This is a genomic window from Pseudomonas sp. 3MAES_34.3B, from assembly GCF_058145875.1.
In genome coordinates this window covers 4,935,964-4,961,162 of sequence record NZ_CM176960.1, presented here as the reverse complement: position 1 = coordinate 4,961,162, position 25,199 = coordinate 4,935,964, and the positions used below count along the sequence as shown (strand labels likewise).

At 62.8% G+C, this 25,199-nt stretch carries 22 protein-coding genes; 6 read left to right on the top strand and 16 right to left on the bottom strand.

Features of this window, described 5'->3' with window-relative positions:
• Positions 1 to 19 precede the first annotated feature (19 nt).
• A complete protein-coding gene (locus AC3Z8Y_RS22285; protein ID WP_490087599.1) occupies positions 20 to 724 on the top strand; it encodes a hypothetical protein in 705 nt (234 codons plus the stop codon).
• Between the two features lie 54 nt (positions 725 to 778).
• A complete protein-coding gene (locus AC3Z8Y_RS22280; protein ID WP_490087598.1) occupies positions 779 to 1,441 on the top strand; it encodes a hypothetical protein in 663 nt (220 codons plus the stop codon).
• Here AC3Z8Y_RS22280 and AC3Z8Y_RS22275 read toward each other — a convergent pair.
• The 12 genes from AC3Z8Y_RS22275 to AC3Z8Y_RS22220 all read right to left on the bottom strand — a co-directional run bounded on the left by AC3Z8Y_RS22275 (position 1,423) and on the right by AC3Z8Y_RS22220 (position 17,780).
• Entirely contained in the window at positions 1,423 to 2,019 is a 597-nt protein-coding gene (locus AC3Z8Y_RS22275; protein WP_490090068.1) for a MarC family protein, read from the bottom strand. The genes AC3Z8Y_RS22280 and AC3Z8Y_RS22275 overlap by 19 nt on opposite strands.
• Before the next feature lie 49 nt (positions 2,020 to 2,068).
• Complete coding sequence (locus AC3Z8Y_RS22270; RefSeq protein WP_490087597.1) at positions 2,069 to 4,849, bottom strand: response regulator; 2,781 nt, start codon at positions 4,847 to 4,849, stop codon at positions 2,069 to 2,071.
• A 134-nt stretch (positions 4,850 to 4,983) separates the two neighbouring features.
• Positions 4,984 to 6,273, bottom strand: a complete 1,290-nt coding sequence (gene purD, locus AC3Z8Y_RS22265) for a phosphoribosylamine--glycine ligase (RefSeq protein WP_490087596.1) — start codon at positions 6,271 to 6,273, stop codon at positions 4,984 to 4,986.
• 223 nt (positions 6,274 to 6,496) lie between these two features.
• Positions 6,497 to 8,104, bottom strand: coding sequence for a bifunctional phosphoribosylaminoimidazolecarboxamide formyltransferase/IMP cyclohydrolase (purH, locus tag AC3Z8Y_RS22260; protein ID WP_490087595.1), 1,608 nt, complete (start codon positions 8,102 to 8,104; stop codon positions 6,497 to 6,499).
• Positions 8,105 to 8,176: 72 nt separating this feature from the next.
• Positions 8,177 to 8,497 carry a DNA-binding transcriptional regulator Fis gene (fis, locus tag AC3Z8Y_RS22255; RefSeq protein WP_181118032.1) on the bottom strand — a complete coding sequence of 107 codons (321 nt, stop codon included), beginning with the start codon at positions 8,495 to 8,497 and terminating at the stop codon, positions 8,177 to 8,179.
• Positions 8,494 to 9,507: a tRNA dihydrouridine synthase DusB gene (dusB, locus tag AC3Z8Y_RS22250; protein WP_490087594.1), complete on the bottom strand. Its 1,014-nt coding sequence runs from the start codon at positions 9,505 to 9,507 to the stop codon at positions 8,494 to 8,496. Before dusB ends, fis begins: the two co-directional genes overlap by 4 nt.
• A gap of 153 nt (positions 9,508 to 9,660) precedes the next feature.
• Positions 9,661 to 10,911 (bottom strand): DUF3426 domain-containing protein, encoded by a 1,251-nt coding sequence (locus AC3Z8Y_RS22245; RefSeq protein WP_490087593.1) that lies wholly within the window; start codon positions 10,909 to 10,911, stop codon positions 9,661 to 9,663.
• Between the two features lie 53 nt (positions 10,912 to 10,964).
• Positions 10,965 to 11,846, bottom strand: coding sequence for a 50S ribosomal protein L11 methyltransferase (prmA, locus tag AC3Z8Y_RS22240; RefSeq protein ID WP_490087592.1), 882 nt, complete (start codon positions 11,844 to 11,846; stop codon positions 10,965 to 10,967).
• Between the two features lie 197 nt (positions 11,847 to 12,043).
• Positions 12,044 to 13,396 (bottom strand): acetyl-CoA carboxylase biotin carboxylase subunit, encoded by a 1,353-nt coding sequence (gene accC, locus AC3Z8Y_RS22235; RefSeq protein ID WP_490087591.1) that lies wholly within the window; start codon positions 13,394 to 13,396, stop codon positions 12,044 to 12,046.
• Positions 13,397 to 13,413: 17 nt separating this feature from the next.
• The gene (accB, locus tag AC3Z8Y_RS22230) at positions 13,414 to 13,872 is read right to left on the bottom strand and encodes an acetyl-CoA carboxylase biotin carboxyl carrier protein (protein ID WP_181118045.1); all 459 of its coding nucleotides are present in this window, start codon (positions 13,870 to 13,872) and stop codon (positions 13,414 to 13,416) included.
• Between the two features lie 445 nt (positions 13,873 to 14,317).
• Positions 14,318 to 16,069: a protein-disulfide reductase DsbD gene (gene dsbD, locus AC3Z8Y_RS22225; protein WP_490087590.1), complete on the bottom strand. Its 1,752-nt coding sequence runs from the start codon at positions 16,067 to 16,069 to the stop codon at positions 14,318 to 14,320.
• Between the two features lie 76 nt (positions 16,070 to 16,145).
• On the bottom strand, positions 16,146 to 17,780 hold the full coding sequence (locus tag AC3Z8Y_RS22220; RefSeq protein WP_490087589.1) for a diguanylate cyclase: 1,635 nt from the start codon (positions 17,778 to 17,780) through the stop codon (positions 16,146 to 16,148).
• 239 nt (positions 17,781 to 18,019) lie between these two features.
• Between AC3Z8Y_RS22220 and AC3Z8Y_RS22215 the strand changes: the two genes are divergently transcribed.
• From AC3Z8Y_RS22215 to speA, 4 genes are all read left to right on the top strand, one after another.
• On the top strand, positions 18,020 to 19,099 hold the full coding sequence (locus tag AC3Z8Y_RS22215) for a DUF2333 family protein (protein WP_490087588.1): 1,080 nt from the start codon (positions 18,020 to 18,022) through the stop codon (positions 19,097 to 19,099).
• A gap of 11 nt (positions 19,100 to 19,110) precedes the next feature.
• Entirely contained in the window at positions 19,111 to 19,647 is a 537-nt protein-coding gene (gene yfcD, locus AC3Z8Y_RS22210; RefSeq protein WP_490090067.1) for an NUDIX hydrolase YfcD, read from the top strand.
• Positions 19,648 to 19,788: 141 nt separating this feature from the next.
• Positions 19,789 to 20,160, top strand: coding sequence for a translation initiation factor Sui1 (locus AC3Z8Y_RS22205; protein WP_490087587.1), 372 nt, complete (start codon positions 19,789 to 19,791; stop codon positions 20,158 to 20,160).
• Positions 20,161 to 20,284: 124 nt separating this feature from the next.
• Positions 20,285 to 22,198 carry an arginine decarboxylase gene (gene speA / locus AC3Z8Y_RS22200; protein ID WP_181118055.1) on the top strand — a complete coding sequence of 638 codons (1,914 nt, stop codon included), beginning with the start codon at positions 20,285 to 20,287 and terminating at the stop codon, positions 22,196 to 22,198.
• Here the strand turns inward: speA and AC3Z8Y_RS22195 are convergent.
• The 4 genes from AC3Z8Y_RS22195 to AC3Z8Y_RS22180 all read right to left on the bottom strand — a co-directional run bounded on the left by AC3Z8Y_RS22195 (position 22,183) and on the right by AC3Z8Y_RS22180 (position 25,185).
• Complete coding sequence (locus AC3Z8Y_RS22195) at positions 22,183 to 23,532, bottom strand: MATE family efflux transporter (protein ID WP_490087586.1); 1,350 nt, start codon at positions 23,530 to 23,532, stop codon at positions 22,183 to 22,185. The two genes, speA and AC3Z8Y_RS22195, sit on opposite strands and share 16 nt — an antisense overlap.
• Before the next feature lie 72 nt (positions 23,533 to 23,604).
• A complete protein-coding gene (locus AC3Z8Y_RS22190; protein ID WP_181118058.1) occupies positions 23,605 to 23,898 on the bottom strand; it encodes a hypothetical protein in 294 nt (97 codons plus the stop codon).
• Between the two features lie 113 nt (positions 23,899 to 24,011).
• Positions 24,012 to 24,515, bottom strand: a complete 504-nt coding sequence (locus AC3Z8Y_RS22185) for a prepilin peptidase (protein WP_490087585.1) — start codon at positions 24,513 to 24,515, stop codon at positions 24,012 to 24,014.
• 109 nt (positions 24,516 to 24,624) lie between these two features.
• The gene (locus tag AC3Z8Y_RS22180; RefSeq protein WP_490087584.1) at positions 24,625 to 25,185 is read right to left on the bottom strand and encodes a DUF4136 domain-containing protein; all 561 of its coding nucleotides are present in this window, start codon (positions 25,183 to 25,185) and stop codon (positions 24,625 to 24,627) included.
• Positions 25,186 to 25,199: the final 14 nt, after the last annotated feature.

Genomic DNA, 25,199 nt, shown 5'->3' with positions numbered 1-25,199 from the left:
TTCAAAGGACCCACCGATCATGACGATCAGCACCCAGGACATCAGCCTTCAACAAGCCGCGGTAGTTGGCAGCAACCTGCTCGGTTTCGGCAGCGGGATGTCGGCGCAAGAGCAGGACGACGTGCGTAATACGTTCCAGTTGGCCACCCTCGTTGCCAACAAGCTCCACGACAAGGACACCCAGGCACAGGCCTGGTTCGGCAAGTTCGCCAGGGTGCTCGTAGACACGGGCTGGCTGCGGCTGACCTCGCGTTACGGCCAGCGCAGTGATGTCTCCCAATCGCTGAAAGTGGCCAACGTACTGATCAGCCTGGTGCAAGGGGCGGTAGCCACCGTAACGTCCGGCACTCCGCTGGCAGCCGTGCTGGGCAAATTGGCCGCAGATGCACTGGGCAACCTGCCCAAAACAGGCGAGGCATTCAACCTGTTCGAGCGGGGCAGCAAGACGGACCGGGGCTCCATGGTGGGCGTGGCCTCTTGCTTGAAAACACCGGACGGTGAGATTTTGCTCGCCCTGGGTGTGGTTGACCTCTCTACCGCCCGCCATGACTACGACGTGCTGTTCTTCGACTGGGACAGTAACGAAGTGCAGGTGTACGAGGCTGCCGTTGTGCTTAGCGTGAACACCAGCCTTATCGCGCAGAACCGGGACAAGATCCTGACTGCCCTGGGCAAGCGCGTGGAAGACAACATCCAGATCTACCTGGACCTGCTGGCCGATTGATCCCCCGCCAGGCCGACACGGCCGGCCTGGCATCCTTTCAAGGACGAATCCGAGATGATCAACGATGCTTCGGTAGCCGGTTCCGGCTTATTGAGCTTCGCGCCGGAAATCAGCGAGCGCGAGCGAGTTTCAGTCATTTACGCGTTACGCTTTGCGCAGCAGGCGGCGAGCGATGTGTATGGCGAGCAAGCAGAGGATGATTGGTTTACCTACTTTTATCGCCAACTTCGATTCATGGGCTGGGATGCTGAACCCCCCACGGGGGTGTACAGGCCAAGCCTGGAGCGCCAAGGCATATTGGATGCCGCATTAGAGGCAGTTGGCCGCGACCAGCCGCGCTTCCATGACCTGGCGGTGGCAGGGGTGGAGGCACTGACAGCAGATGAAGAGGGCCTGGTGTTGTTCGAGCGCTACGCCAGGCGCCACCAGCATGGGATGTTCCAGCTGTTGCCCTGCGCTCGAAGCCGCCTGGGCAGCGGCGTTGGAGTAGTAGACATACTGGTGTATCACGAAGAACTGGATATGAGGAAGTCGAGCCCCGGGTGCTTCGTTACCCATGCTCCGATACCGCATATCCGGGCCCAGATCGGTTTGATCCGCTTTGATACGCAGGCCTTTGAAACCACCCATTTGCCGAAGATCAAGGCGCGCTTCAACAAGCCCTGGGAGGACGGTACTTACCTGCGCCTGCTTGCGACTCAAGATGGCAACAGATAACCCCGCACGCCAGTAAATATGATCTGCGCGGCCAAGGCGCAGACGAACAACCCCATCAATCGGCTGACGATCTGCAAGCCTTGCTCCCCGAGCAAGGCTTCGATCCGATTGGCTACGTACAACATTGCGCCTACGGTGAAGGCTGCAAAGGCGATGCTGACGATGGCCAGCAGCTTGTCATCCCAGTGAGGTTGCCCCACCCCCATCACCAACAGTGCACCGATGGTACCCGGGCCCACCGTGAGCGGGATGGTAAGGGGCACAATGGTCACGTCCTGCTGAACGCTGTCGGTCTGGACCGCCGACTTGCCCTGTGCCATACCCAGCGCGGAAATGAACAGCACGCTACCGGCCCCGATCCGGAAGGCATCGGCCGTGATCCCAAACACAGAGAAAATGACCCGCCCGAACAGGTAAAGCAGCACACTGGACACCAGCACGCCCAAGGCCACCCGCCAGGCCAGGCGCTTGCGCTCCTTGAGTGAATAGCCCCGCGATAGCCCGATGAAGCAGGACAGCACAAAGAACGGGCTGTAGAGCACAAGCATCTTGAGATAAACGCTGAACAACTGATGCAGCATGGCTAACCTCGACAACAGTGGGCGCAGCGGGGCAGGGCGCGAGCTATCAACTGGGTGCGACCTCGTTGCGACGGCTGTCGCGGTGGGCGACCCAATGATCGATCAGCTCCCTCAACTGCGACATCTCCACCGGCTTCGCCATATGGCCATCCATGCCTGCCTGCCGCGCGCGTTCCTTGTGTTCACTGAGGATATGGGCAGTGAGCGCAACCACTGGGGTGCGGTCACGGTGCATACCCTGTTCCCATGCCCGCAATTGTTCGGTCGCGCTGAACCCGTCGAGTATTGGCATTTCGCAATCCATCAGCACCAGGTCGTAGCGGTGGCTCTTCATGGCCTTCAGCGCTTCTTCCCCATTGCTGGCGGTGTCAGGCTGCAGGTTGAGCTTGCCCAGCATGCCGCGGATTACCTTGGTGGAAATGCTGTTGTCCTCGGCGACCAGAATCTTGAAGTCTGCAGGTACGCCCGGTTGTTCTCCGGCGCGGGCAGGCCCGGGATGCGGTGCAGGGTTGGCTTCGGCCAGAGTACGGTGCGCCAACTCATCGGCCAGGGTGGTGCGCAAGGTATAACCGGCCACCGGTTTGGCCAGGATCCGTTTCACGCCGGCATTGCGCGCGATGATCTTGCTAGGGGCATTGCTGATGCCAGTGAGCATGATGATCAGAATGTCGTGGTTGAGGCTGGGGTCTTCCTTGATCTTCGCTGCCAGCTGCATCCCGGTCATGCCGGGCATGTTCTGGTCCAGAAGCACCACGTCAAAGTAGTCCCGCAGGTGCGCCTTGGTGCGCAGCATGGCCAGGGCTTCCTTTCCGGAAGACGCCGCGCTCACGTTCAGCCCCCAGGCGCTGCACTGTTGTACCAGCACCTTGCGGCAGGTGTCGTTGTCATCTACCACCAGCACGCGGGCATCCTTCAGGCTACCGTCCAGGTCGGGCAGTGATTGCTCCAGGCGCTGAGGGTCAAGCGGGAGGGTGAGCCAGAAGGTGCTGCCTTGGTGCGCGCCGCTTTTGATCCCGAACTCACCGTTCATCAGGGTGATCAGCTGGCGCGCGATCAGCAGGCCCAGGTGGCTGCTGCCTGGCTTGTTGGTGGTAAGCAGGTCCTGGCTGCGAAGCTCTGTGTTCAGCAGCGCTTCGCGCTCCTCGGCCGGCAGGGGTTCACCGCTGTCCTGCACGGCGATGCGCAAGCGTGATTGCCCGCTGCGCTGGTCCAGCGCGGCAGCCACCAGTACTTCGCCTGCCGTGGTCTTCTTCAAGGCGTTGTCCAGCATGGCCAACAGTGCCTGGCGCAGGCGCATCGGGTCGCCGCTGATTACCCTGGGTACCTGTGGCTGGGTAAAGCTGATCAGTTCCACATTCTGCTGTTCGGCGCGGGCGCGGTAGATGCTCAGGCATTCCTCGATCAGGGCGTTCAGATCGAACTGAACGTCATCGAGCTCGATCTGACCGGATTCGATCTTCGAGATGTCGAGAATTTCGTTGATAAGCGTCAGCAGTTCGTTGCCTGCACTGTGGATCGTCTGGACATAATCGCGCTGTTTTACCGAGAGCGGCGTGCCGAGCAACAGTTCGGTCATGCCCAGCACCCCATTCATCGGAGTGCGTATTTCGTGGCTGAGCTTGGCCAGGAATTCAGCCTTGGCGTTGGTTTCAGCGGTGCTCGCCGCCAGTTCACGGCTGGCGCTGTAGCGATCCTCACTGATGCGCCGCAGGCGGGTGGTCAGCGCCAGGTTGAGCATGGCGCCACCACACACGGCGCACCCGAGCATGCCGAAGATCAGCCATTGAACCGGCGTACGGGTAAGGCCCAGCAGCGCGGGCAATACCACCAGGAAGCCCAGGCTGCACAGCCCCATTGCCAGGGTGAACAGGCGTGCCGGCGGGTACCCTCGGTACCAGTGCCTGGCAGATACCACCAACATGCACACGCAGGTGACCGCTACAGCGGCGTAGGCGGTGAAATTGAGTGGCAGGGTATTGAGAAACAGCAGCAGCACCCCTGCAAGGGCGATTAACCCGATGAGCGTTACCACCATGCGGTTGAGGCGAGGGGAGGGGCGGGCGGCAAAGAACCGCAGGGTATACATGAGCGCACATTCAGCCCCCAGCAGCATGGCAAAGTACGCGGCAGGTGTACGCGCCGCGCTCCAGGATGCCATCCAGGCGTTACCGAGGTTTACCAGAATCATCGCGCTCGCCAGCACCATTGCCTGGCAGCCTGCCAGCCAGAGGCTGCTTGTGGACCGTGCCAGCGCATAACGCGCAAGGTTGTGAAGGATCAGCATGATCATGCTGCCCAGCAGCAGGCCGAACAGCAGCGTCTGGCCCTGATGGGCCGCGGCCTGGATAGCGGGCTCAAGGATGATGCCCGGGCGAACCTGGTGTTCTGTCACCAGGCGCAGGTAGATGTCCACCGGAGCCTGACTCATCGAAACCGGCAGCAGCAGGTCACCGCTGCGCGGAAGCGGTGAGTCGGCGAGGGTGTCATAGCCACTGCGAAGGTGCTGCAACTGGTCGTCACCGGCGAAGGTGTAGAGGTCATAGCGCGAGAGGTCTGGTGCGAACAGGCGGATAACCTGCTCGTGCGCAGACGGCATTAGCCTGTAGTGCAGCCACACGGCGCTGTGGGGCGGCGCGGCGTCGAGCTGGCGCAGGTCTATGGGAGCGAACTGGCTCTGGTAGCGATCGGAGCGTACGTCGCTGATTTGCAGGCCGCTTTGGTCATCTACGAGCACGGACCAGCCGCTGCCTTGATCGCCATAAGCCGGGGAGAGGTAGGCGAACAGCAACGCAACGAGAAACAGCAAGGCAGTCCTGAGCCGGTGCACGGGGATGTCCCTGTCCTGAATAAGCATTAGCTGAGTATAACCGTGCCGGAGCCAGACAGGTTGGCGGGGTGCCCGAATACTCGGCATGTGCCCCGAAACCGAGGTAACGGGGCACTTTTTACAGTGACAGGCGGTCAGCCCTCACCGCGCTCCCGGGCGATGGCGCGGTAACCGATATCATTGCGATAGAAGCCGCCGTTCCATTCGATCTCGCGGGCCAGGGCGTAGGCCTGTGCCTGTGCCTCGCCTACCGTATCACCCAGCGCGGTGGCGCATAGCACCCTGCCGCCTGCCGTCACGACTTCACCGTCGACCAACGCAGTACCGGCATGGAACACCTTGCCGGGCAGGCTGGCCGCTGCGGCCAGGCCGTTGATCACGTCGCCCTTGGCGTAGTCGCCCGGGTAGCCACCGGCGGCCAGCACCACGCCGAGGCTGGGGCGCGGGTCCCACTGGGCTTCGATCTTGTTCAACGCCTTGGCCAGCGCGGCTTCGACCAGCAGGATCAGGCTCGACTGCAGACGGAGCATTACCGGCTGGGTTTCCGGGTCGCCGAAGCGGCAATTGAATTCGATGACTTTGGGATTGCCCGCGGTGTCGATCATCAGCCCCGCATAGAGGAAGCCTGTGTAGGTGTTGCCTTCGTCGGCCATGCCGCGCACCGTTGGCCAGATCACCTGGTCCATCACGCGCTGGTGAACCTCGTCGGTCACTACCGGTGCCGGGGAGTAAGCCCCCATGCCACCGGTGTTCGGGCCGGTATCGCCGTCACCCACGCGCTTATGGTCCTGGCTGGTCGCCATCGGCAGCACGTTCTGGCCATCGACCATCACGATGAAGCTCGCTTCCTCGCCCTCCAGGAACTCCTCGATCACCACACGCGAACCGGCGTCGCCGAAAGCGTTGCCGGCCAGCATGTCGCGCACGGCCGCTTCGGCTTCTTCCAGGGTCATCGCTACGATCACGCCTTTGCCGGCGGCCAGGCCGTCGGCCTTGATCACGATGGGCGCGCCCTGCTCACGCAGGTAGGCCAGCGCGGGCTCGATTTCCGTGAAGTTCTGGTAGGCGGCGGTGGGGATGTTGTGGCGCGCGAGGAAGTCCTTGGTGAAGGCCTTGGAGCCTTCGAGCTGCGCGGCACCGGCGGTAGGGCCGAAGCAATCCAGGCCACGTTCGCGAAACAGGTCGACTACACCGGCCACCAGCGGCGCCTCGGGGCCAACGATGGTCAGCTGCACGTTCTGCGCGGCGAACTCGGCCAATTGTTCGAGCGCCAGCACGTCGATCGCCACGTTCTCGCACTTGGCTTCGGTCGCGGTACCGGCATTGCCCGGGGCCACGAATACCTTTTCAACGCGCGGATCCTGCGCGACCTTCCAGGCCAGCGCATGTTCACGCCCGCCACTGCCGATGATCAAAACCTTCATATCATAACCTCGAATTCGGGGGTCGCGGGCCAGGCCCGCTCTCATGGAACAGAGTTGTTCCCGGTGCGACAACGGACCTGTGGGAAGCGGCGCGGCCGGCCATCCGGCGCTAGCTCGCAAATTGTCGATCTTTTCGCGAGCTGACGCCCGCTTCCCACAGAGTTAGAGGCCTCCTACAGGGGGCACCCTATGAGGTCGCGATGCCTGCGCCAGCGCGGCCGTATCAGTGCCTGAAATGGCGCATACCGGTAAATACCATCGCAATACCGGCTTCATCGGCCGCGCCAATGACCTCGGCGTCGCGCATCGAACCACCAGGCTGGATCACCGCGCGGATGCCTACCTTGGCGGCGTTGTCGATGCCATCACGGAAGGGGAAGAACGCATCGGAGGCCATGACCGCACCTTCAACCGGCAGCCCGGCGTGCTCGGCCTTGATGGCTGCGATACGGGCGGAATTCACCCGGCTCATCTGGCCTGCACCCACACCGATGGTCTGGCGATTGCGGGCGTAAACGATGGCGTTGGATTTGACGAACTTGGCAACCTTCCAGGCGAAGATCAGGTCGTGGATTTCCTGCTCGGTCGGTGCGCGGCGGGTGACCACTTTCAGGTCATCGGCGGTGATCATGCCGATGTCACGGCTTTGTACCAGCAAACCGCCATTTACCCGCTTGAAGTCCCAGCCGGAAGAACGCTCGGCTGGCCACTCACCGCAGGCCAGCAGGCGCACGTTGGCCTTGGCGGCCACGACGGCGCGGGCTTCGTCGCTCACGCTTGGCGCGATGATCACTTCGACGAACTGGCGCTCGACGATGGCCTGGGCGGTGGCGGCGTCCAATTCGCGGTTGAAAGCGATGATGCCGCCGAAAGCCGATTCGCTGTCGGTGGCATAGGCCAGCTCGTAGGCCTGACGAATGCCGCCCTCGGCGTCAGGGCAAACGGCTACCCCACAAGGGTTGGCGTGCTTGACGATCACGCAGGCCGGCTTGGTGAAGCTTTTAACGCATTCCAGCGCGGCGTCTGTGTCTGCCACGTTGTTGTAGGACAGTTCCTTGCCTTGCAACTGAACCGCCGTAGCGATCCCGGCCTCGGCCGGCTTGGCCTCGACATAGAACGCGGCACTCTGGTGCGGGTTCTCGCCGTAACGCATGCCCTGCGCCTTGATGAACTGGCTGTTGAATGTGCGTGGGAATTCGCCACGGGACTCGGTGGACAGCGTTTCGGCCTGCTGGTCGAGGGTACCGAAATAGTTGGCGATCATGCCGTCGTAGGCCGAGGTGTGCTCAAAGGCCTTGAGCATCAAATCGAAACGCTGAGCGTAGGTGAGCCCACCGGCCTTCAGGCCCTCGATCACAGAGGCGTAATCGCTGGCATTGACCACGATCGCCACGTCTTTGTGGTTTTTCGCGGCGGACCGGACCATGGTTGGCCCGCCGATGTCGATGTTTTCGACGGCAGTCGCCAGGTCGCAACCCGGTTTGGCCACCGTGGCTTCGAACGGATAAAGGTTGACCGCTACCAGATCGATCGGGCGGATAGCGTGTTCGGCCATGACCGCGTCATCCATGCCGCGCCGCCCCAGAATCCCACCGTGGATCTTCGGATGCAGGGTTTTTACCCGGCCGTCCATCATCTCGGGGAAACCGGTGTAGTCCGCTACCTCGATAGCGGCCACGCCATTGTCACGCAGCAGCTTGAAGGTGCCGCCGGTGGAAAGGATTTCCACGCCGAGGGCTTCGAGCTCGCGGGCAAACTCCAGGATGCCGGTCTTGTCGGACACGCTGATCAGGGCGCGGCGGATCGGCAGGCGGGTGGTCTGGTCGGTCATTTCAGTTTCCATTCAGAGCGGTTAGCAAAAAAGGCGAGCTGCATGCAGTCGCCTTTTCGGAATGTCGTTTGGTTAAAGCAGATCGTACTGCTTCAGCTTCTTGCGCAAGGTGCCCCGATTGAGCCCCAGCATTTCGCTGGCCTTGGTCTGGTTGCCCTTGACGTAGTTCATGACGGTTTCGAGCAGAGGGGCTTCGACTTCGGACAACACAAGGTTGTAGACATCGGTGACCGAGGCGCCTTCGAGGTGCGCGAAATAATTGTGCAGCGCCTTCTCGACACTCCCGCGTAGTGTCTGCCCTTCTTCGGAGGGCGTGTTGAGGTGCTGCTTGAGGTTGACGTTGTCGCTCACGGGCGTTGTTCCACTCACTAATGTCTCGGTCATCATCGTCATGCGGCCACCCCTTCTCCGTCCTCTGCAACAAGGCTCTCGTAGCGTTCGCGGAAAAATTCGCGAACGTTGGCGCACTGCGCTGCCGTATCGTCCAAACAGTTGAAGCTGGCGCGGAACTCCCTGGCGCCGGGCAGCGTTGCCAGGTACCAGCCCACGTGCTTACGGGCGATGCGAACACCCATCACATCACCATAAAACGCATGCAGCGCGGCCAGGTGATCCAGCAGAATTTGCTCTACTTCTTCAAGCTTTGGCGCCGGCAGGTATTGGCCGGTGCGCAGGTAATGCTCGACCTCCCGGAAGATCCACGGACGGCCTTGCGCGGCGCGGCCGATCAACAGGCCATCCGCCCCGGTGTGACGGAGTACCTCGGCTGCCTTCGCTGGCGAGGTGATGTCGCCATTGGCAAACACCGGTATGGACACTGCCTGCTTGATGGCGGCGATGGTGTCGTACTCGGCTTCACCGGTGTACAGGTCGGCACGTGTGCGCCCGTGTACTGCCAGGGCAGCGATACCCGACTGCTCGGCGATTTTCGCAACGGTCAGGCCGTTGCGGTTGTCGCGGTCCCAGCCGGTGCGAATCTTCAGAGTGACCGGCACATCCACCGCCGCTACCACGGCTTCGAGGATGTCTGCCACCAGGGCTTCGTCGCGCAGCAGGGCAGACCCCGCTGCTTTATTGCATACCTTTTTCGCCGGGCATCCCATATTGATGTCGATGATCTGCGCGCCGGCCTCCACGTTCGCCCGAGCGGCCGCCGCCAGCATCTGCGCGTCGCCACCGGCGATCTGCACGGAACGTGGCTCCGGGTCGCCCGCATGGACCATGCGCAGGCGGGACTTGCGGCTGTTCCACAGGGACATGTCCGCAGTGACCATTTCAGATACCACGAGGCCCGCCCCCAGCCGCCGGCATAGCTGGCGAAACGGCTGGTCGGTGACACCCGCCATCGGGGCGAGTATCAGGCCATTGCTGAGTGTGTAGGGGCCGATGCGTACCGCCGACATAGGTGTGTTACCCGTGATAAGGCCGGATTCGTACGAAGCCTGGAGTTCGAAAAAGGGATCGCATGATACCCGCTCTCGATGACCGGATAAAGGTCAAACTGGATAAAATCTGAGCAGTGACAGGCTTATACCGAACCGATCGGATAACCGGCTTCACTCCGGAGAATGGAAGGACAAACTGTAGTTCACGGCGCGCTTGCCTGGATCGAGAATATCGAGGGCGATATGAATAGGGATCTGTGGTGGCATTTCGCTTTGCCCGGCCAGGTCTCCGCTGAGGTATTCCGATGGCTTGAACCGCCGGCTGGCGATCAACTTGTTGTTGAGGTCGGCAAAGCGCAGCTCCAGCAACGGGAAGGGTTGGCTGAAAGGCGCGCGGTTATAAATGATTGCATCAACCACCAGGGCTCCCGCGAAGGTGGGGTGGCTGCGTACCACCAGGTTGCTGCTGCGGATCAGCCTGATGTCCACGCGCGATGGAACGGTGCAGCCCAGTGCCGGGCAAAGGCTTACAAACCAAGGCCGGTAGGCGTCCTGGCGGGCCAGTTCGTCGAAATGGAACACCACGTACTGGCCCAACAGCGCGAGCGCCGCCACTAGCGCCAGCCCCGCCCAGAGCAGGCGCTTGCCGAGCGAGCGGGGCGGTTTTTCCCATTGCAGCTGGAGTGGGTCGTCCTGCAGGTCCAGCAAGTGATCGTCACGCAGCTCCGGCTCGTTGCGCTTGCCGCGGCGAGCAGGTGGGTGGTCGGCCGGGTGGGGCTCATCGTCCTCATCGTAGGTGTGCGTTGCCGCGTCTTCGCGTTCGGCCGTGAGCGCTTGACGTTCGCTCGCAGCCGACCGCTCCGGTTTCGATGGCCGCGCCGGTGGGGCGGAAAATTCGTCGTCATCCAGCGCTGGCTCGCGGTCCAGGCCGAGCACAGGCTCGGCTCGTATACCCAGAGACGGAACGCTGGCGGGTGCGGTGGCCGGCGCCGTAGCCGGTTCCTCATCCTCATGCTCGCCGAACGGTTCGCCGAATGGTTCGTCGAGCCAGTCTTCGCTCTGGTCACGCTGAGCGCTCAGGCCCGGCGGCTCGCCGTCCCCCGTTCGAGGTGTGCCGGCTCGGCGCTCCAGCCTGGCCAGCTCCTGGTCCAGGTCCAGGTGTTCAAGGTGCGCATTGCTGGCTTGCCACTCCGCCTGGCTCATGGGCTGGCGGGGCGCTTCGGCGGGAAAGGCAACTACCGGGGCAGGTACGCCAGGCGAGCTGGATTGCCCGGTGTGCTGTTCGAGCAACTGACGCGCCGCGTTGAATACCTGCTTGCACGCGCCGCAGCGCACGGCACCACGGGCCACACTCAATTGATTGTGGCTCACCTTGAAACTGGTGTGGCAATGCGGGCACTGGGTGACGAAGCTTTCGGTCATGCGGGGATCCGGTTCGAGCGAGCAAGCATTCTAGGTTGGAAAAAAAGTGGACGCTATGCGCGGCGCCGGCCGCTGATGCGCACCCAGCCCTCGCGCTCTGCGATCGGGTCCAGGTCGAACATGCCGGCGTAGGCCACGGCGACTTCCTCGCCCTGTTCGGCGAGAATCCCCGAGAGTGCCAGCAAACCGCCCGGGCGCACCCGAGACGCCAGCTCGGGCGCGAGCGAAACCAACGGGCCGGCCAGGATGTTCGCAACCAGTACGTCCGCCTCGAAGGCGGGCAGGTCCGGGGGAAGATACAACGCCAGCTTGTGCTCGGGAATGCCGTTTCGGCCGGCATTGTCCCGGGAAGCTTCCAGCGCCTGCACGTCGATATCGGTGCCGGTTGCGGACTCGGCGCCAAGCAGCAGCGCGGCGATGGCCAAGATACCCGAGCCGCAGCCGAAATCCAGCACTTGCGTGCCGCTCAATGCCTGGCCATCCAGCCATTCCAGGCACAGCGCGGTGGTGGGGTGCGTGCCTGTGCCAAAGGCCAGGCCTGGGTCCAGTAGCAGGTTTACAGCATCGGGCTGCGGCGCTTCGTGCCAGCTGGGCACGATCCACAGGCGTTGGCCGAAACGCATGGGCTGGAAGGCGTCCATCCAACTGCGCTCCCAGTCCTGGTCTTCGATTATTTCGGCGTGGTGTTCGGGCAGGGTATCGCCGGTCAGCAGGCGCAGGTGCGCAAACACCGCATCGGCCACTGTATCGGCCTCGAACAATGCCAACAGGTGGGTATGGCTCCACAAGGGCGTGGTGTTCAGGTCTGGCTCGAAAATCGGCTGGTCTTCGGCATCCATGAAGGTAACCGACACCGCGCCGATTTCCAGCAGGGCATCTTCATAGGTTTCGGCCTGTTCTGGGCCGATGGCCAGGCGGACTTGAAGCCAGGGCATGGACTGTTCCTTTGCGCTTGCCGCGGGAAAGAGCGGCGGATAAAGCGCGCAAGTGTACTTCACCCGGCTGGGCTGGGGTATGACTGACTGTCCGTTGCGTTGGCTATTTGCGTTGGGGATGGAGCGGGGCGCACGCGAATGCGTGGGGAGGAGCCAAAACGCCATATGCCCCAATCCGGGGCATATGGCGCTGGGTGTTACCTGGCCTTTTCTTCAGCCAGCTTGTGCTCGAGGTAGTGAATGTTCACACCACCCTTGCAGAAGCCTTCGTCGCGGGTCAGGTCCCGGTGCAGCGGGATGTTGGTCTTGATGCCATCTACCACGATCTCGTCCAGGGCGTTGCGCATGCGTGCCATGGCTTCGTCACGGTCCTTGCCGTACGTGATCAGCTTGCCGATCAGCGAATCGTAGTTCGGCGGCACAGCGTAGCCGCTGTACAGGTGGGAGTCGACGCGAACGCCGTTGCCACCTGGGGCATGGAAATGCTTGACCGTGCCCGGGCTCGGAATGAACGTGCGCGGATCTTCAGCGTTGATCCGGCATTCCAGCGAGTGGCCACGGATAACGACGTCGTCCTGAGTGAATGACAGCTTGTTGCCTGCGGCAATGCTGAGCATTTCTTTCACGATGTCGATGCCGGTGACCATTTCCGAAACCGGGTGCTCCACCTGAACACGAGTGTTCATTTCGATGAAGTAGAAGTTGCCATCCTCGTACAGGAACTCGAAGGTGCCAGCGCCTCGGTAGCCGATCTCGATACAGGCTTTCACACAGCGGGCGAGTACTTCTTCGCGCGCGGCCTCGTCGATGCCCGGGGCCGGTGCTTCTTCGAGTACCTTCTGGTGACGGCGCTGCAGCGAGCAGTCGCGGTCGCCCAGGTGCACGGCATGGCCCTGGCCGTCGGACAGTACCTGAACTTCCACGTGGCGTGGGTTGGTCAGGAACTTCTCGAGGTAGACCATCGGGTTGCCGAATGCGGTACCGGCTTCGGTACGGGTCAGCTTCGCCGACGAGATCAGGTCTTCTTCCTTGTGCACCACACGCATGCCGCGGCCGCCGCCGCCGCCTGCCGCCTTGATGATCACCGGATAGCCCACTTCGCGGCCGATCCGCAGCGCTTCGGCTTCGTCTTCGGGCAGCGGGCCGTCGGAGCCAGGCACGGTCGGTACGCCAGCGCGCTTCATGGCGTCCTTGGCCGATACCTTGTCGCCCATCAGGCGAATGGTGTCAGCCTTGGGGCCGATGAAGGCGAAGCCGGATTTTTCGACCTGTTCGGCAAAGTCCGCGTTTTCCGCCAGGAACCCGTAGCCCGGGTGGATGGCGGTGGCGCCTGTGACTTCGGCGGCGGCGATGATCGCCGGGATATGCAGGTAGGACTTTGCCGCGGGCGCAGGCCCGATGCACACCGACTCGTCGGCCAGGCCCAGGTGCATCAGCTCACGGTCGGCGGTCGAGTACACCGCCACGGTCTTGATCCCCAGTTCCTTGCAGGCGCGAAGGATGCGAAGGGCGATCTCGCCGCGGTTGGCGATCAGAACTTTTTCCAACATCGGAGGCTCTCCGCGGTTCAAACGATGGTGAACAGCGGCTGGTCGAACTCAACCGGCTGCCCGTCTTCCACCAAGATGGACTCGATGACGCCACTGGTCTCGGCTTCGATGTGATTCATCATTTTCATGGCTTCGACGATGCAAAGGGTGTCGCCCTTTTTCACGGTCTGGCCCACTTCAGCGAAGTTCGGCGAAGTCGGCGATGGCTTGCGGTAGAAGGTACCGACCATCGGCGAGCGAGCCACGGTGCCGTTGAGCTTGGGCGCCGCAGGGGCTGCTTCGGCGGCCGGGGCAGCAACGGGAGCGGCCACCGGAGCGGGAGCGGCTGCCATAGGCGGCGCGGCATAGAATTGCTGAGCAGGCGCCTTGCTGTGACGGCTGATACGGACGGACTCTTCGCCTTCCTTGATTTCCAGCTCGTCGATGCCGGACTCTTCCAGCAGCTCGATCAGTTTCTTGACTTTACGAATATCCATGAACTTCAACTCCCGCATGGGTCAGGGGTTTTAAGGCAAAAGGGTTCAGGTGATCCTGAATGGCCTGGCAGCCCGGTCGGTTGACATCGGCACTGTTGGCCGCAAGCCCGCCCGCGAGCCTGAGGCGCGTGGGAGGCGAATACGTATGTCCTTGATCGCGCTTTGGTAATGGCGCATCAGAGTGTGGGATGCTCACCGGCGACGCCGCGTCACTTCTCAACATGGCGTCGACAACATCGAGGCCACGAAGCGCATCGACAGGCGTGCAGGCAATACCACCATCGGCAGACCCTTTCAAAGGTTCTTCTAATCATGTGCGGGGCCGACTATGCCCAATCAGCGCCCGGCTGTCCAGTTTGCCGAAGCTGCCAGCACGATTGCCGAGAATGCCGACATTTATTTGACCACCGGGCCGAATCCGGTCATGGAGTGTGGCAACAGGCCTTTATCCAGGCAGGTGTGCGATAAATCCTGCAAGGTCGACCTCACCGACTATTCGGGCTGGCAGCACTTCATTGCCTTGAGCATTGAAGAACTGGATCACAGGCGGGCCGAACAGACCGTACTGGTCAAGTAGCGCACGTTGCGCCGGGTTGCTGGCGGTGATGTCGAAGCGGACCTTGCGATAACCGGCCAGCCTGGTTTCGGCGGCGGGTTGGCTCAGCACCTCCCGCTCTATCACCTTGCAGCTGATGCACCAGTCGGCGTACCAGTCGACAACGGCAGGGCTACCGGCCGCTGCAGCCTCGGCCAGGGCGAGTTGAAGGTCCGCGACCTGGGTAACGGTTTGCCATGCGTCTTCTTTCGTGCCGGCCTGTTGTAAAGGGGCGGCGCCAGCGAGTGGCCGCAGCAGATCACCGTTGCCGGAAAACGCGCCGGCCCAGCAGGCAAGGCCATAACAGAAACACAACAGCCCCAGAAGTTGCCGCAGGCGCGCGATTGCCCCTATATGGGGAATGAAGCTCAACGCGCCGAGGAACAGCCCGGTACCAACGCTCAGTACGCCGACCAGCATCATGGTGGCGGCCCCGGGCAGTACGCGGCTGAGCAAGGCGATAGCCAGGCCCAGCAGCAGTACGCCGATGGCGTTCTTCACGGTTACCAGCCAAGGGCCGCTTTTGGGCAGCCAGGCCGCGCCGCCCGCGCCCACTACCACCAGTGGAGCGCCCATCCCCAGCCCGAGGGCAAGCAGCTTCAGTGCGCCGCCCAGCGCGTCGCCACTGGTGCTGATATACAACAGGGCGCCTGCCAGTGGAGCGGACACACAGGGAGAAACCAGCAGGCTGGAGAGCACGCCCAGCGCCGCGGCCCCTAGCAGCGAACCGCCCTGAGCGCGGCCCGCCAGGCGGTCAAGGCGGTCGCTTAGCCCACGCGGAAGGCGCAGCTCGAAGGCACCGAACATGGCCACTGCGAACACCGCGAAGAACAGTGAGAACGGCACCAGCACCCATGCGGACTGCAACCGTGCCTGAAGGTTGAGGCTGGCGCCGAACAGGCCCATCAGCGCGCCCAGCGAGGCGAAGCAGATGGCCATGGGAAGCACATAGGCCAATGTCAGGCTGAGGCCGCGCAACCCGCCCACCTGCCCCCGCAACACTACCCCGGAGAGAATCGGCAGCATCGGCAATACGCAAGGCGTGAACGTCAAACCCAGCCCGGCAAGAAAGAACAGGGCCAATTCGCGCCAGGTCCAGTGGCCGTCCGAGCGAGGGGCGCCGGGAGCGGCAGCGCTGTTCGCCATGCCAGGAATGGCCAGCCGTTCGGTTTCAGGGGGGTAGCACAGGCCCTTGTCGGCGCAGCCCTGGTACGTCACTACCAGCGTAAAGGGCGCGGTGGCGCTGGCGGGGCGAGGGAGGTCCACATCCAGGATGTTGTGGTACACCTCCACGTCGCCGAAATACTCGTCGTGCTTGCGTTCGCCGCTTGGCAGGCGAGGTTCGCCCAGGCCGACTGCGGGTTCGGTGTGAAACTGCAGCCGATGCCGATAGAGGTAATACCCCTCGGCGGCGACGAAGCGCAACCGGATGGCCCCCGCCGGGCCGTCGACCTGGCTGAGCTGGAAGGCTTCATGCACCGGCAGGAACTGTTCCCCACCTGTGGCAGGGCTACCCAGTATCGCGTTTGGCCGCCCGCCAAGGAGGTCGGCATGCGCGGGCAGGGCGATCATGAACAGGAGGGCGAACAGCAACTGGCGCATGGCAGTCTCAAATCGGAAATTCGAGCGGCATGATAACCATGCAGCGATTCCAGGCCGAACCTCAGATGTTACTAAATCAGTAAATACCTGAAGCGGTATCTGCCACTACCCGGTTTCGGCCCTGCTGCTTGGCCTGATACAAGGCGGCGTCGGCACGGGACGCCAGCGAATGGCCCCGCATCCCGGCCTGCAGGGTCGCCACCCCTGCGCTAAACGTACAACGGATATCCTGCGGCTGGGCGGGGTACTGGATGGCGGCGAACCGTTGCCGGATATCCTCGAGCACGCCTAGTGCCGCCTGGCCCGTGGTGCCAGGCATCACGATAGCGAACTCTTCTCCGCCATAACGACCGATCAGGTCGCTCGCACGCAGGCGTTGCTTGAGAAACAATGACAGGCTTTTGATCACGCGATCGCCCATCGGATGGCCATAACAATCGTTGATGCGTTTGAAGTGGTCCAGGTCGAGCATTGCAAACGTCAAGGGCTGGCCCTCGCGCTCGGCCCGGGCGCAACTATCCTCGAGCTCACTCAGGATATGGGTGTGGTTGTACAGCCCGGTCAGGCTGTCGCGCACCATCCTTGCCCGCAGGCTTCGGGCGCGCCCTGCGCGGTTGCGCACTACCGTCACCAGCTGGCGCGAGCGGATAGGCTTGGTGAGAAAGTCATCGCCGGCCTCGCTCATTGCATCGAGCTGCTTGTCAGTGTCGCCCTCGGCGGAGAGGTAAATGATCGGTACGCTCACGTAGCGTTCATTCTGGCGAATCGCCTGTGCCAGCTCGGTGCCCGTGCAACCCGGCATGTACATGTCGAGAATGATGAGGTCGGGCTGAAAATCGGCCAGGGCTGCCATGGTGTCGAGGGGGTCGGTCAGGCATCGGGTGACCATGCCGACGTTCTTCAGCATGCGCTCGGTGTGCATCACCTGGGCCCGGGAGTCGTCGATGATAAGCACCTTGAAGGGCTGCCATGGGCCCTCGTTGAGCAAAGGCTCCAGGGTTTCCAGCACGTTCCAGGCTTCGAGTGGGCCACTGATGAAGGCGCGGCCACCCGCCTTCACGGCTGCCAGCCGGGTGCGGGTATCCGCTGCAACGAGGGGGCTATGGAACACCAGCGGGATCGAGGGGTAGGCATCGGCCTGGAGCATCGACGCCAGTTCCAGGCCTGAGCCAGCGCCCTTGAAATCCACGTCCAGGAGGATCGCCGCCGGTGGGTATTCGCGCAGGCACGAGTGCAGGGCGGTGATACTGTCCAGCGCCTGAGCTGTGCAACCGAAAAATTCCAGTTGCCGAGCGAGGCGATGGCTCGCTTCGGTGTCCTTGAGCATCAAGGCAACGGGGTGTCGCGCCGGAGGGAGTTCGGCCATTGCAGCGGGATCGTCCAGCATACGAAGGCCGGTAGTTGCCAGCCGCTGCATGATCTCGTTGATGCGCCCCAGTGAGGGGCTGTCCAGCCGGCCACCGTCGAGGGTTACTGCAGTGAGGGCGTCCCGGGCTTCTATTGCCAGTGACAAATGCGTGCCATGTTCATAGCGTTCCGCAAAACGCTGCCAGCGGAGCACGGCATCGTCGAGCTGCACCTGAACCTGACGGGTCCATAGTTGATATTGCGAGCGCTGCCATAATTGCAGCACGTCGCGCGCCTGATGCACCACGCGCTGCGAAAAATGCAGGCGCATCGGGTGCTCGCTGGCGGGTTCTCTAGGGCTCATGGACCGGTGATCGGGAAGGCTAGTGGCCCTATGCTAGCAGCGTTTTGGATCTGAAACCGTGTCGCACGTCGTAAAACCGCCGCCATTGGTCTGGCGATCTGGTGGGTGTCCTTGGTACCACGCCTTCCCTTATAGTGAGTATGCCGTGGCGTGGCCCGCCCAATCGGTTGCCTGGTAGCCGGCACCATAGCGAGCCGGCGCGGTCGAATCGTTGACCCGAAAGCCTGAAGGACAGCCCGATGCTCGATTGGAAGAAACGCACCAACACGCCTGAGTCAGCTGCGGCGTCCGCAGCCGGGACCCATGCCGGGCCGGCGCCCAAGGGATACTGGACGAGCCTGCTGCTGAGCCGGGCGGTGATCGGGCTAGTCGCGATCTATCTTCTGGTGGCGCTGATACTGGGGATCTACTGGAGCCGCGAGCCCGACCTGTTCCCGGTGCAGCAGAACGCCCAGGCGGCAATCCAGCGCGAAAACCGCCAGATGGTGGTGGGCTACACCACGGTAGAAACGCTCAAGCAGGTAGCCAGCACCCTGATGACCAAGCCAGGCGGGTACCTGTCCAACGACCGCCTGCCGCCGGGTGTGTGGCTGGATAACATGCCCAGCTGGGAGTATGGCGTTCTGGTGCAGGTGCGCGACCTGAGCCGCGCCTTGCGCAAGGATTTCGCCCGCTCGCAGTCGCAATCCACCGAAGACGGCGACCTCGCCCGCGCCGAGCCGCGTTTCAACTTCGACAACAAGAGCTGGGTGCTGCCTTCGAGCGAGTCGGAGTTCCAGGAAGGTCTGAAGTCGCTGAACAATTACCAGCGCCGCCTGACCGACCCTAATCCGAACGCCTTCTTCTATGCGCGCGCCGATAACCTCAACAACTGGCTGGGGGATGTGTCCACTCGCCTGGGTTCACTGTCCCAGCGCTTGTCTGCCAGTGTCGGGCGGGTGAAGCTCGATACCACGGTCAAGGTCGAAACCTTCGCCCCTGGCAGCGCGCCGCAACTGGAAGAGCAGTTCGTGGAAACGCCATGGCTGCAAATCGATAACGTGTTCTATGAAGCCCGCGGTGAGGCCTGGGCACTGTCGCACCTGCTGCGCGCCATCGAAGTGGACTTCGCCGACGTGCTGGCCAAGAAAAACGCCACGGTGAGCGTGCGCCAGATCATCCGAGAGCTGGAGGCATCGCAGGAGCCGCTGTGGAGCCCCGTGGTGCTCAACGGCAGCGGCTTCGGGATCTTCGCCAACCATTCGCTGGTAATGGCGAACTACATTTCCCGCGCCAACGCTGCGGTACTCGACCTTCGTCAGCTGTTGTCCCAGGGGTGAGTGCCGGCGAGCTGTATTCCCCGTCCGAAGCTGCCCATCGAGCAGCGTCGGACAGGGAGTCGATTGCCTGGGTGGATGAACAGGATCGCCTGCTTGGCAGCTTGCCCAGGGCAGCGCTGCGTGAGCGCGGCCTGATCGGGCGCGGGACGTTCATTCTTGTGTTCGACAGCCAGGGCAGGCTGTGCGCGCAGCAGCGAACCTTCAGCAAGGCGGTATACCCGGGGTATTGGGATGCTGCGGCGGGCGGCATGGTGCAGGCCGACGAAAGCTATGCGCTGTCCGCGCAGCGTGAGCTGGCCGAGGAGCTGGGAATCACCGATGTCCCGCTACAGGACCATGGGCGCTTTTTCTTCGATGCTCCGGGCAATCGGCACTGGTGTGGCGTGTTTTCCGCGGTATGGGATGGCCCGTTGCGCCCTCAGCCCGAAGAGATCGCGCAGGTGTGTTTCCTGCACCCCGAAGAGCTCGCGCAACGTTGCGCCAGCGAGCCGTGGTGCCCTGATTCACTTGAGGCGTTGCGCCGTTATTTTCCTCGATTTGCCGGCTAGTCGGGCGGTGAAGAAGCCGATGTTTGTCGGCTGATTCGACAGGCCGACGAATTTCTGCAATTTGCTCGGCCGCGGCCCTTAGCACGCGGCGTTTTTGCCGTTAAACTGCGCGACCTTTTCGTCCTCCCCCTGAGGATTGCCATGGCCAAGAAAGCTACCTCCTTCGCCTCTCTGGGCGGCCTTGTGTATTCAACCGATAGCGGCCGCCACTGCCCCGATTGCGGCAAGCCGGTGGACGATTGCGTGTGCAGCAAGGTGGTGATTCCCGAGGGTGATGGCATCGCCAGGGTACGGCGTGAAAGTAAAGGCCGCGGCGGCAAGACCGTGACCACGATCACCGGCGTGCCTTTGCCGCTGGAGGCGCTCAAGGAGCTGGCCAGCACCCTGAAACGCCGCTGCGGCACAGGGGGTGCCCTCAAAGACGGGATCATCGAGATCCAGGGGGACCACGTCGAGCTACTGCTCGGCGAGCTGATCCGGCAAGGCTTCAAGGCGAAGAAGTCCGGCGGCTGAGGCCGCTTCTTTCTAAACTCGGCGCCGTGGCTGGGGTCTACCCCGGCAGGTGTCGCTACCACCTTTTTCCACTCTCCTGGCGGGTCACCTACCCGCTGGGCTGGATTCATTACAGGGGACCTCGATGTCCGTACGACGCACTCGCAAAGACGATGGCAGCCAATGGACCGTTGCGGATAGCCGCGGTGTTTACGGGATCCGGCATTGGGGCGCGGGTTATTTCGCGATCAACGAAGCCGGCCGCGTGGAAGTGCGGCCCAACGGGCCCGAAAGCCCGGCCATCGACTTGTTCGAGCAAGTGCAGCAGCTGCGCAAGAGTGGGCTGTCATTGCCACTGCTCGTGCGTTTCCCGGACATTCTCCAGCACCGTGTGCGGCAGCTGACCGGCGCCTTCGACGCCAACATCGAACGGCTGGAATACCAGAACCGTTACACCGCGCTGTACCCGATCAAGGTGAACCAGCAGGAAGCCGTGGTCGAGAACATCATTGCCACCAAGGACGTGTCCATCGGGCTGGAAGCGGGTTCCAAGCCTGAGCTGATGGCCGTGCTGGCGCTGGCACCCAAGGGCGGCACCATCGTGTGCAACGGTTACAAGGACCGTGAGTTCATCCGCCTGGCGCTGATCGGGCAGAAGCTCGGCCACAATGTATTCATCGTGATCGAGAAGGAATCCGAGGTTCAGCTGGTCATCGAAGAAGCAGCTGAAGTGAAGGTAAAGCCGCAGATTGGCCTGCGCGTGCGGTTGTCTTCCCTGGCGTCGAGCAAGTGGGCAGACACTGGCGGGGAAAAATCCAAGTTCGGGTTGTCCGCAGCTCAACTGATTTCGGTGGTGGAGCGCTTCCGCGAAGCGGGCCTGGAGCAGGGCATCCGCTTGCTGCACTTCCATATGGGCTCGCAGATCGCCAACCTGGCCGACTACCAGCACGGCTTCAAGGAAGCGATCCGCTATTACGGTGAGTTGCGCAACCTTGGCCTGCCGGTGGACCACATCGATGTGGGCGGTGGCCTGGGCGTGGACTACGACGGCACCCACTCGCGCAATGCCAGCTCCATCAACTACGACATGGACGACTATGCCGGCGTAGTGGTGGGCATGCTCAAGGAGTTCTGCAACGCTCAGAACCTCCCGCACCCGCACATTTTCTCGGAAAGCGGCCGCTCGCTCACGGCGCACCACGCCATGCTGGTGGTGCAGGTTACCGACGTGGAGCGCCACAACGACGAAATCCCGGAGCTGCCGGACCGCGACACCCTGCCCGAAACGCTGCAATGGCTGGCAGACCTGCTGGGCCCGACCGACCCGGAAATGGTCACCGAAATCTATTGGCGTGCTACCCACTACATTGGTGACATCGCCGCGCAGTACGCCGACGGCAAGGTGACCCTGGCGCAGAAAGCCCTGGCCGAGCAGTGCTACTTCGCGGTGTGCCGCAAGCTGCACAACGCGCTGAAGGCACGCCAGCGCAGCCACCGGGCGATCCTCGACGAACTCAACGACAAGCTGGCCGACAAGTACATCTGCAACTTCTCGGTGTTCCAGAGCTTGCCAGACACCTGGGCCATCGGCCAGGTGCTGCCGATCCTGCCGTTGCAGCGGCTGGACGAAGAGCCCGTGCGGCGCGCGGTACTGCAGGATCTGACCTGCGACTCCGACGGCAAGATCAAGCAATACGTGGACGAGCAAAGTATCGAAACCAGCCTGCCGGTTCACCCGGTCGCCCGGGGCGAGGACTACCTGCTTGGGGTGTTCCTGGTGGGGGCCTACCAGGAAATCCTGGGAGACATGCATAACCTGTTCGGCGACACCGACTCGGTGAACATCTACCAGACCGCCAGCGGCAGCGTATATCACGCGGGCATCGAAACCCACGACACCATCGAAGACATGCTGCGCTACGTGCACCTGTCGCCCGAGGAGCTGATGACGCACTACCGCGACAAGGTAGCCAGCGCAAAAATCAGCCCGCGTGAGCGCACGGTGTTCCTGGATGCGTTGCGCCTGGGGCTTACCCGTTCGTCCTACCTGGCGTCCTGAGGCACCCACCGGTTCTGGCGCGCCAGCCGCAGGGCAATGTACCCCAGGGTCATTGCCCTTAGCGCCATGAAGGCCAGGAAACTCAGCCATAACCCCTGGTTGCCCCAGCCCCGGGTCAACCAGGCGATCGGCAGCGCCAGCGCAAGGCTGGCAAGCATGCCGTCACGCATCTCCCGCGCTCGGGTAGCCCCGATGAACAGGCCGTCGAGCAGGTAGCTCCATACTGCGATCAGTGGAAGCACTGCCAGGTAAGGCAAGTACTCGGCGGCAGTGGCTTGTACGCCGGGAATATCCGTTTGCAACCGAACGAACACCTCTCCGAACGCGCCGAAGAACACCACGAATACCACACTCGCCAGCAGTGACCAGCCGGCGGAGACTACCAGCGAGCGCCGCAGCTCGCGTCGATCCCCGGCTCCGATTGCATGCCCGCATAAGGCCTCCACGGCGTGCGCCAGCCCGTCCAGCGCATGGGCGGTGAGCAGCAGGCCATTGAGCAGCAGGGCATTGGCGGCCACGGTGGCATCGCCCAGGCGAGCACCTTGTACAGTAATCAGGAAGAACACGGCCTGAAGCGCAAGGCTGCGAATGAAGATGTCGCGGTTCACGCTCAGCAGCGGGCGCCAGTTGGCCCACTGGCGCAGGCGAGCCCATGGAACCTGCCCGGCATGGGCTTGCAGTGCCGGGCGGGCCAGTGCCAGCCCCAGCGCCAGTGCAACCCACTCCGAAATTACCGAAGCCCTGGCCGAACCGACCACGCCCCAGCCCAGCCCGAGCACGAACCACAGGTTGAGCACGATATTCAGCGCGTTTGTGAACAGCAGCATGGCAAGCGGCGCCCGGGCGTTCTGGGTTCCCAGAAACCATCCCACCAAGGCAAAACCACCCAGGGCGGCGGGCAGGCCGAGCAAGCGAACGTGGAAAAACGCCAGGGTGCTCTCTTCCAGTTCAGCGGATGGGGACATCCAGCTCAGCGCCAGGCGGCTGAACGGGACTGCCAACAGCCATAGCAACAGCGAGAAACCCGCGGCCAGCATAAGCCCTTGGGCCAGAACCTGGCGTAACCCGTCTCCATCCCCACGCCCGGCCGCTTGAGCGGCAAAGCCCGTGGCGCCCATGCGCAGGAAGCCGAACGCCCATGCCAGCAGGCTGAACAAGCTGGCGCCTACCGCTACAGCACCCAATTGGTGAGCATGAGGCAAGTGGCCAATGACAGCAGTATCGACCAACGCCACCAGCGGCACTGAGAGGTTGGAAAGGACCATTGGCGCCGCAAGCGCCCACACCCGACGGTGAGTGGGGCGATGCCGCCAGTCTTGCAGGAAAGGAATCATTGTTGGACAGCCGGTGGCGGCGCGCTTTTGCAATACAGGGGCGCCACCATAGCCCAAAGCCGCTTGAGGGCGCTAATGGATGATCCAGCTCAACAGCCACAGGCCCAGGATCGCCCAGATGATCCCGAGCACGATCGAAGCGCGCATGAAGGCTCGCACCGCCGAGTAGAGCAGAATCAGGCCCAGTATCAGCGCGATGATGCTGATCAGCGAGGAGTCCATACCGAGTGTACGGGACAGGCCCTCAATGAAATTTCCACCTGCATGGGCAAGGGTGCCGAAGATCCAGTCAAGGCCATCGACGATAAAGCGGATGACCGCGCCGAGCGCTTGGCCCAGCCATTCGAAAAAGCCGTCTACCTGCATGGTGTGCGTCCAGTGGCCGGCGTGTGCCGGGGTTCGTGGCGTTGGTCAGCGCGCACGCCCTGGAGGTTCCCTGGCCGCCTCGCTCTCATACCTTCTTGATCAACGCCCCAGGCTTACCGCACCCAGGTAAGCGCCGCGAGAAAACCCATCAGCAGGAACGGGGCCAGGGGCGGCCCCAGGGAGGCGTCGGGTGCCAGGTTGGCCAGGCGCGCCCGCAGCTTGCGGTCGAGCTGAATCCACACCCGTCGACCAAACATCAGCCACGCCAGCCCCACCACCAGCGCCGCGCCGAGCGTACCCAGCCAGTGCAGGCGATCCGTGGCCAGCGCAAGGGTGCCAAGCAGCTTGACCTCGGCGTCGGTCAGCCGGCCGGCCCAGTACGCGGGGAGGGTAAGGGCCATGCTGAGCGCCAGGGCAAATGCGCCTTCGCTTGCGCTTGCGCCCAGCCAGGTATGGCCGGTGGAAAAGAGGTACCACAAGGCAAAGCAGCCGCCGCCAAGGGTGAGGCTGTCATCGATGTGCCGCTGGCGAAGGTGCTGTTCGGCACAAAGGGTGAACCAGATCAGTAATACCAGGCATTGCATCTGCACATTACTTCCCTTCCGCGCCACTTCCATGCCGGAACTCCCTCCGGCCGCCCGCTTTCCTTTTGCAAAGTGCAGCCCCGAAACGCCTTCGCGTCAAGGCTGCCCACGGATTATGGAGGCGGTGAAGGCTAAAAAGGTTTCACCGAGGTGGGTACTGCTGCAGCAACTGGGCCACGGCTTTGCGAAGGCTTTCGGCCCGCTGTGAAGGGCTGGCATTGTCGTCGGCCAGGATGCGTTCCTGGCTGGCGCGCCACACCAGCTTGCCGTCGCGCCCGTCCAGCAGGTCCAGCTGCAAGGTCGCGACCTTGTAGTCCACGTTACGGGTCTCGTTCCAGCCCGGGCTCATCCACGGCCCGCCCCAACCGGGGCCCCAAGGGCCGCCGTAGCTGGTGGTGATTTGCTCGCGCCGGTTGTCCACGATCAGCCAGGCCTGAACCTTCAGGTCGGGCGAACCGCTTTGCGCCGGGCGCAGGCCGCGCTGATCAAGCTGCTCGGCCACGGCCTGGCGCAGGCGCTGCTCGGTAAGATCGCTGCGAATGCGCGGGTCGTCCGGCCGGTATTGCAGCGCGGGCTCTTGCCAGGCCCAGCTTCGATAGGCTGCAAAATCGCGGCTGGTGTCGTAGTCGCGGTTCGGGCTGGCGCTCTGGCAACCCGAAAGTATCAGCGCCAAGGCGCAGGAAAGCAGGAGTGGAGCACGCATAGGGAACCTCCAGT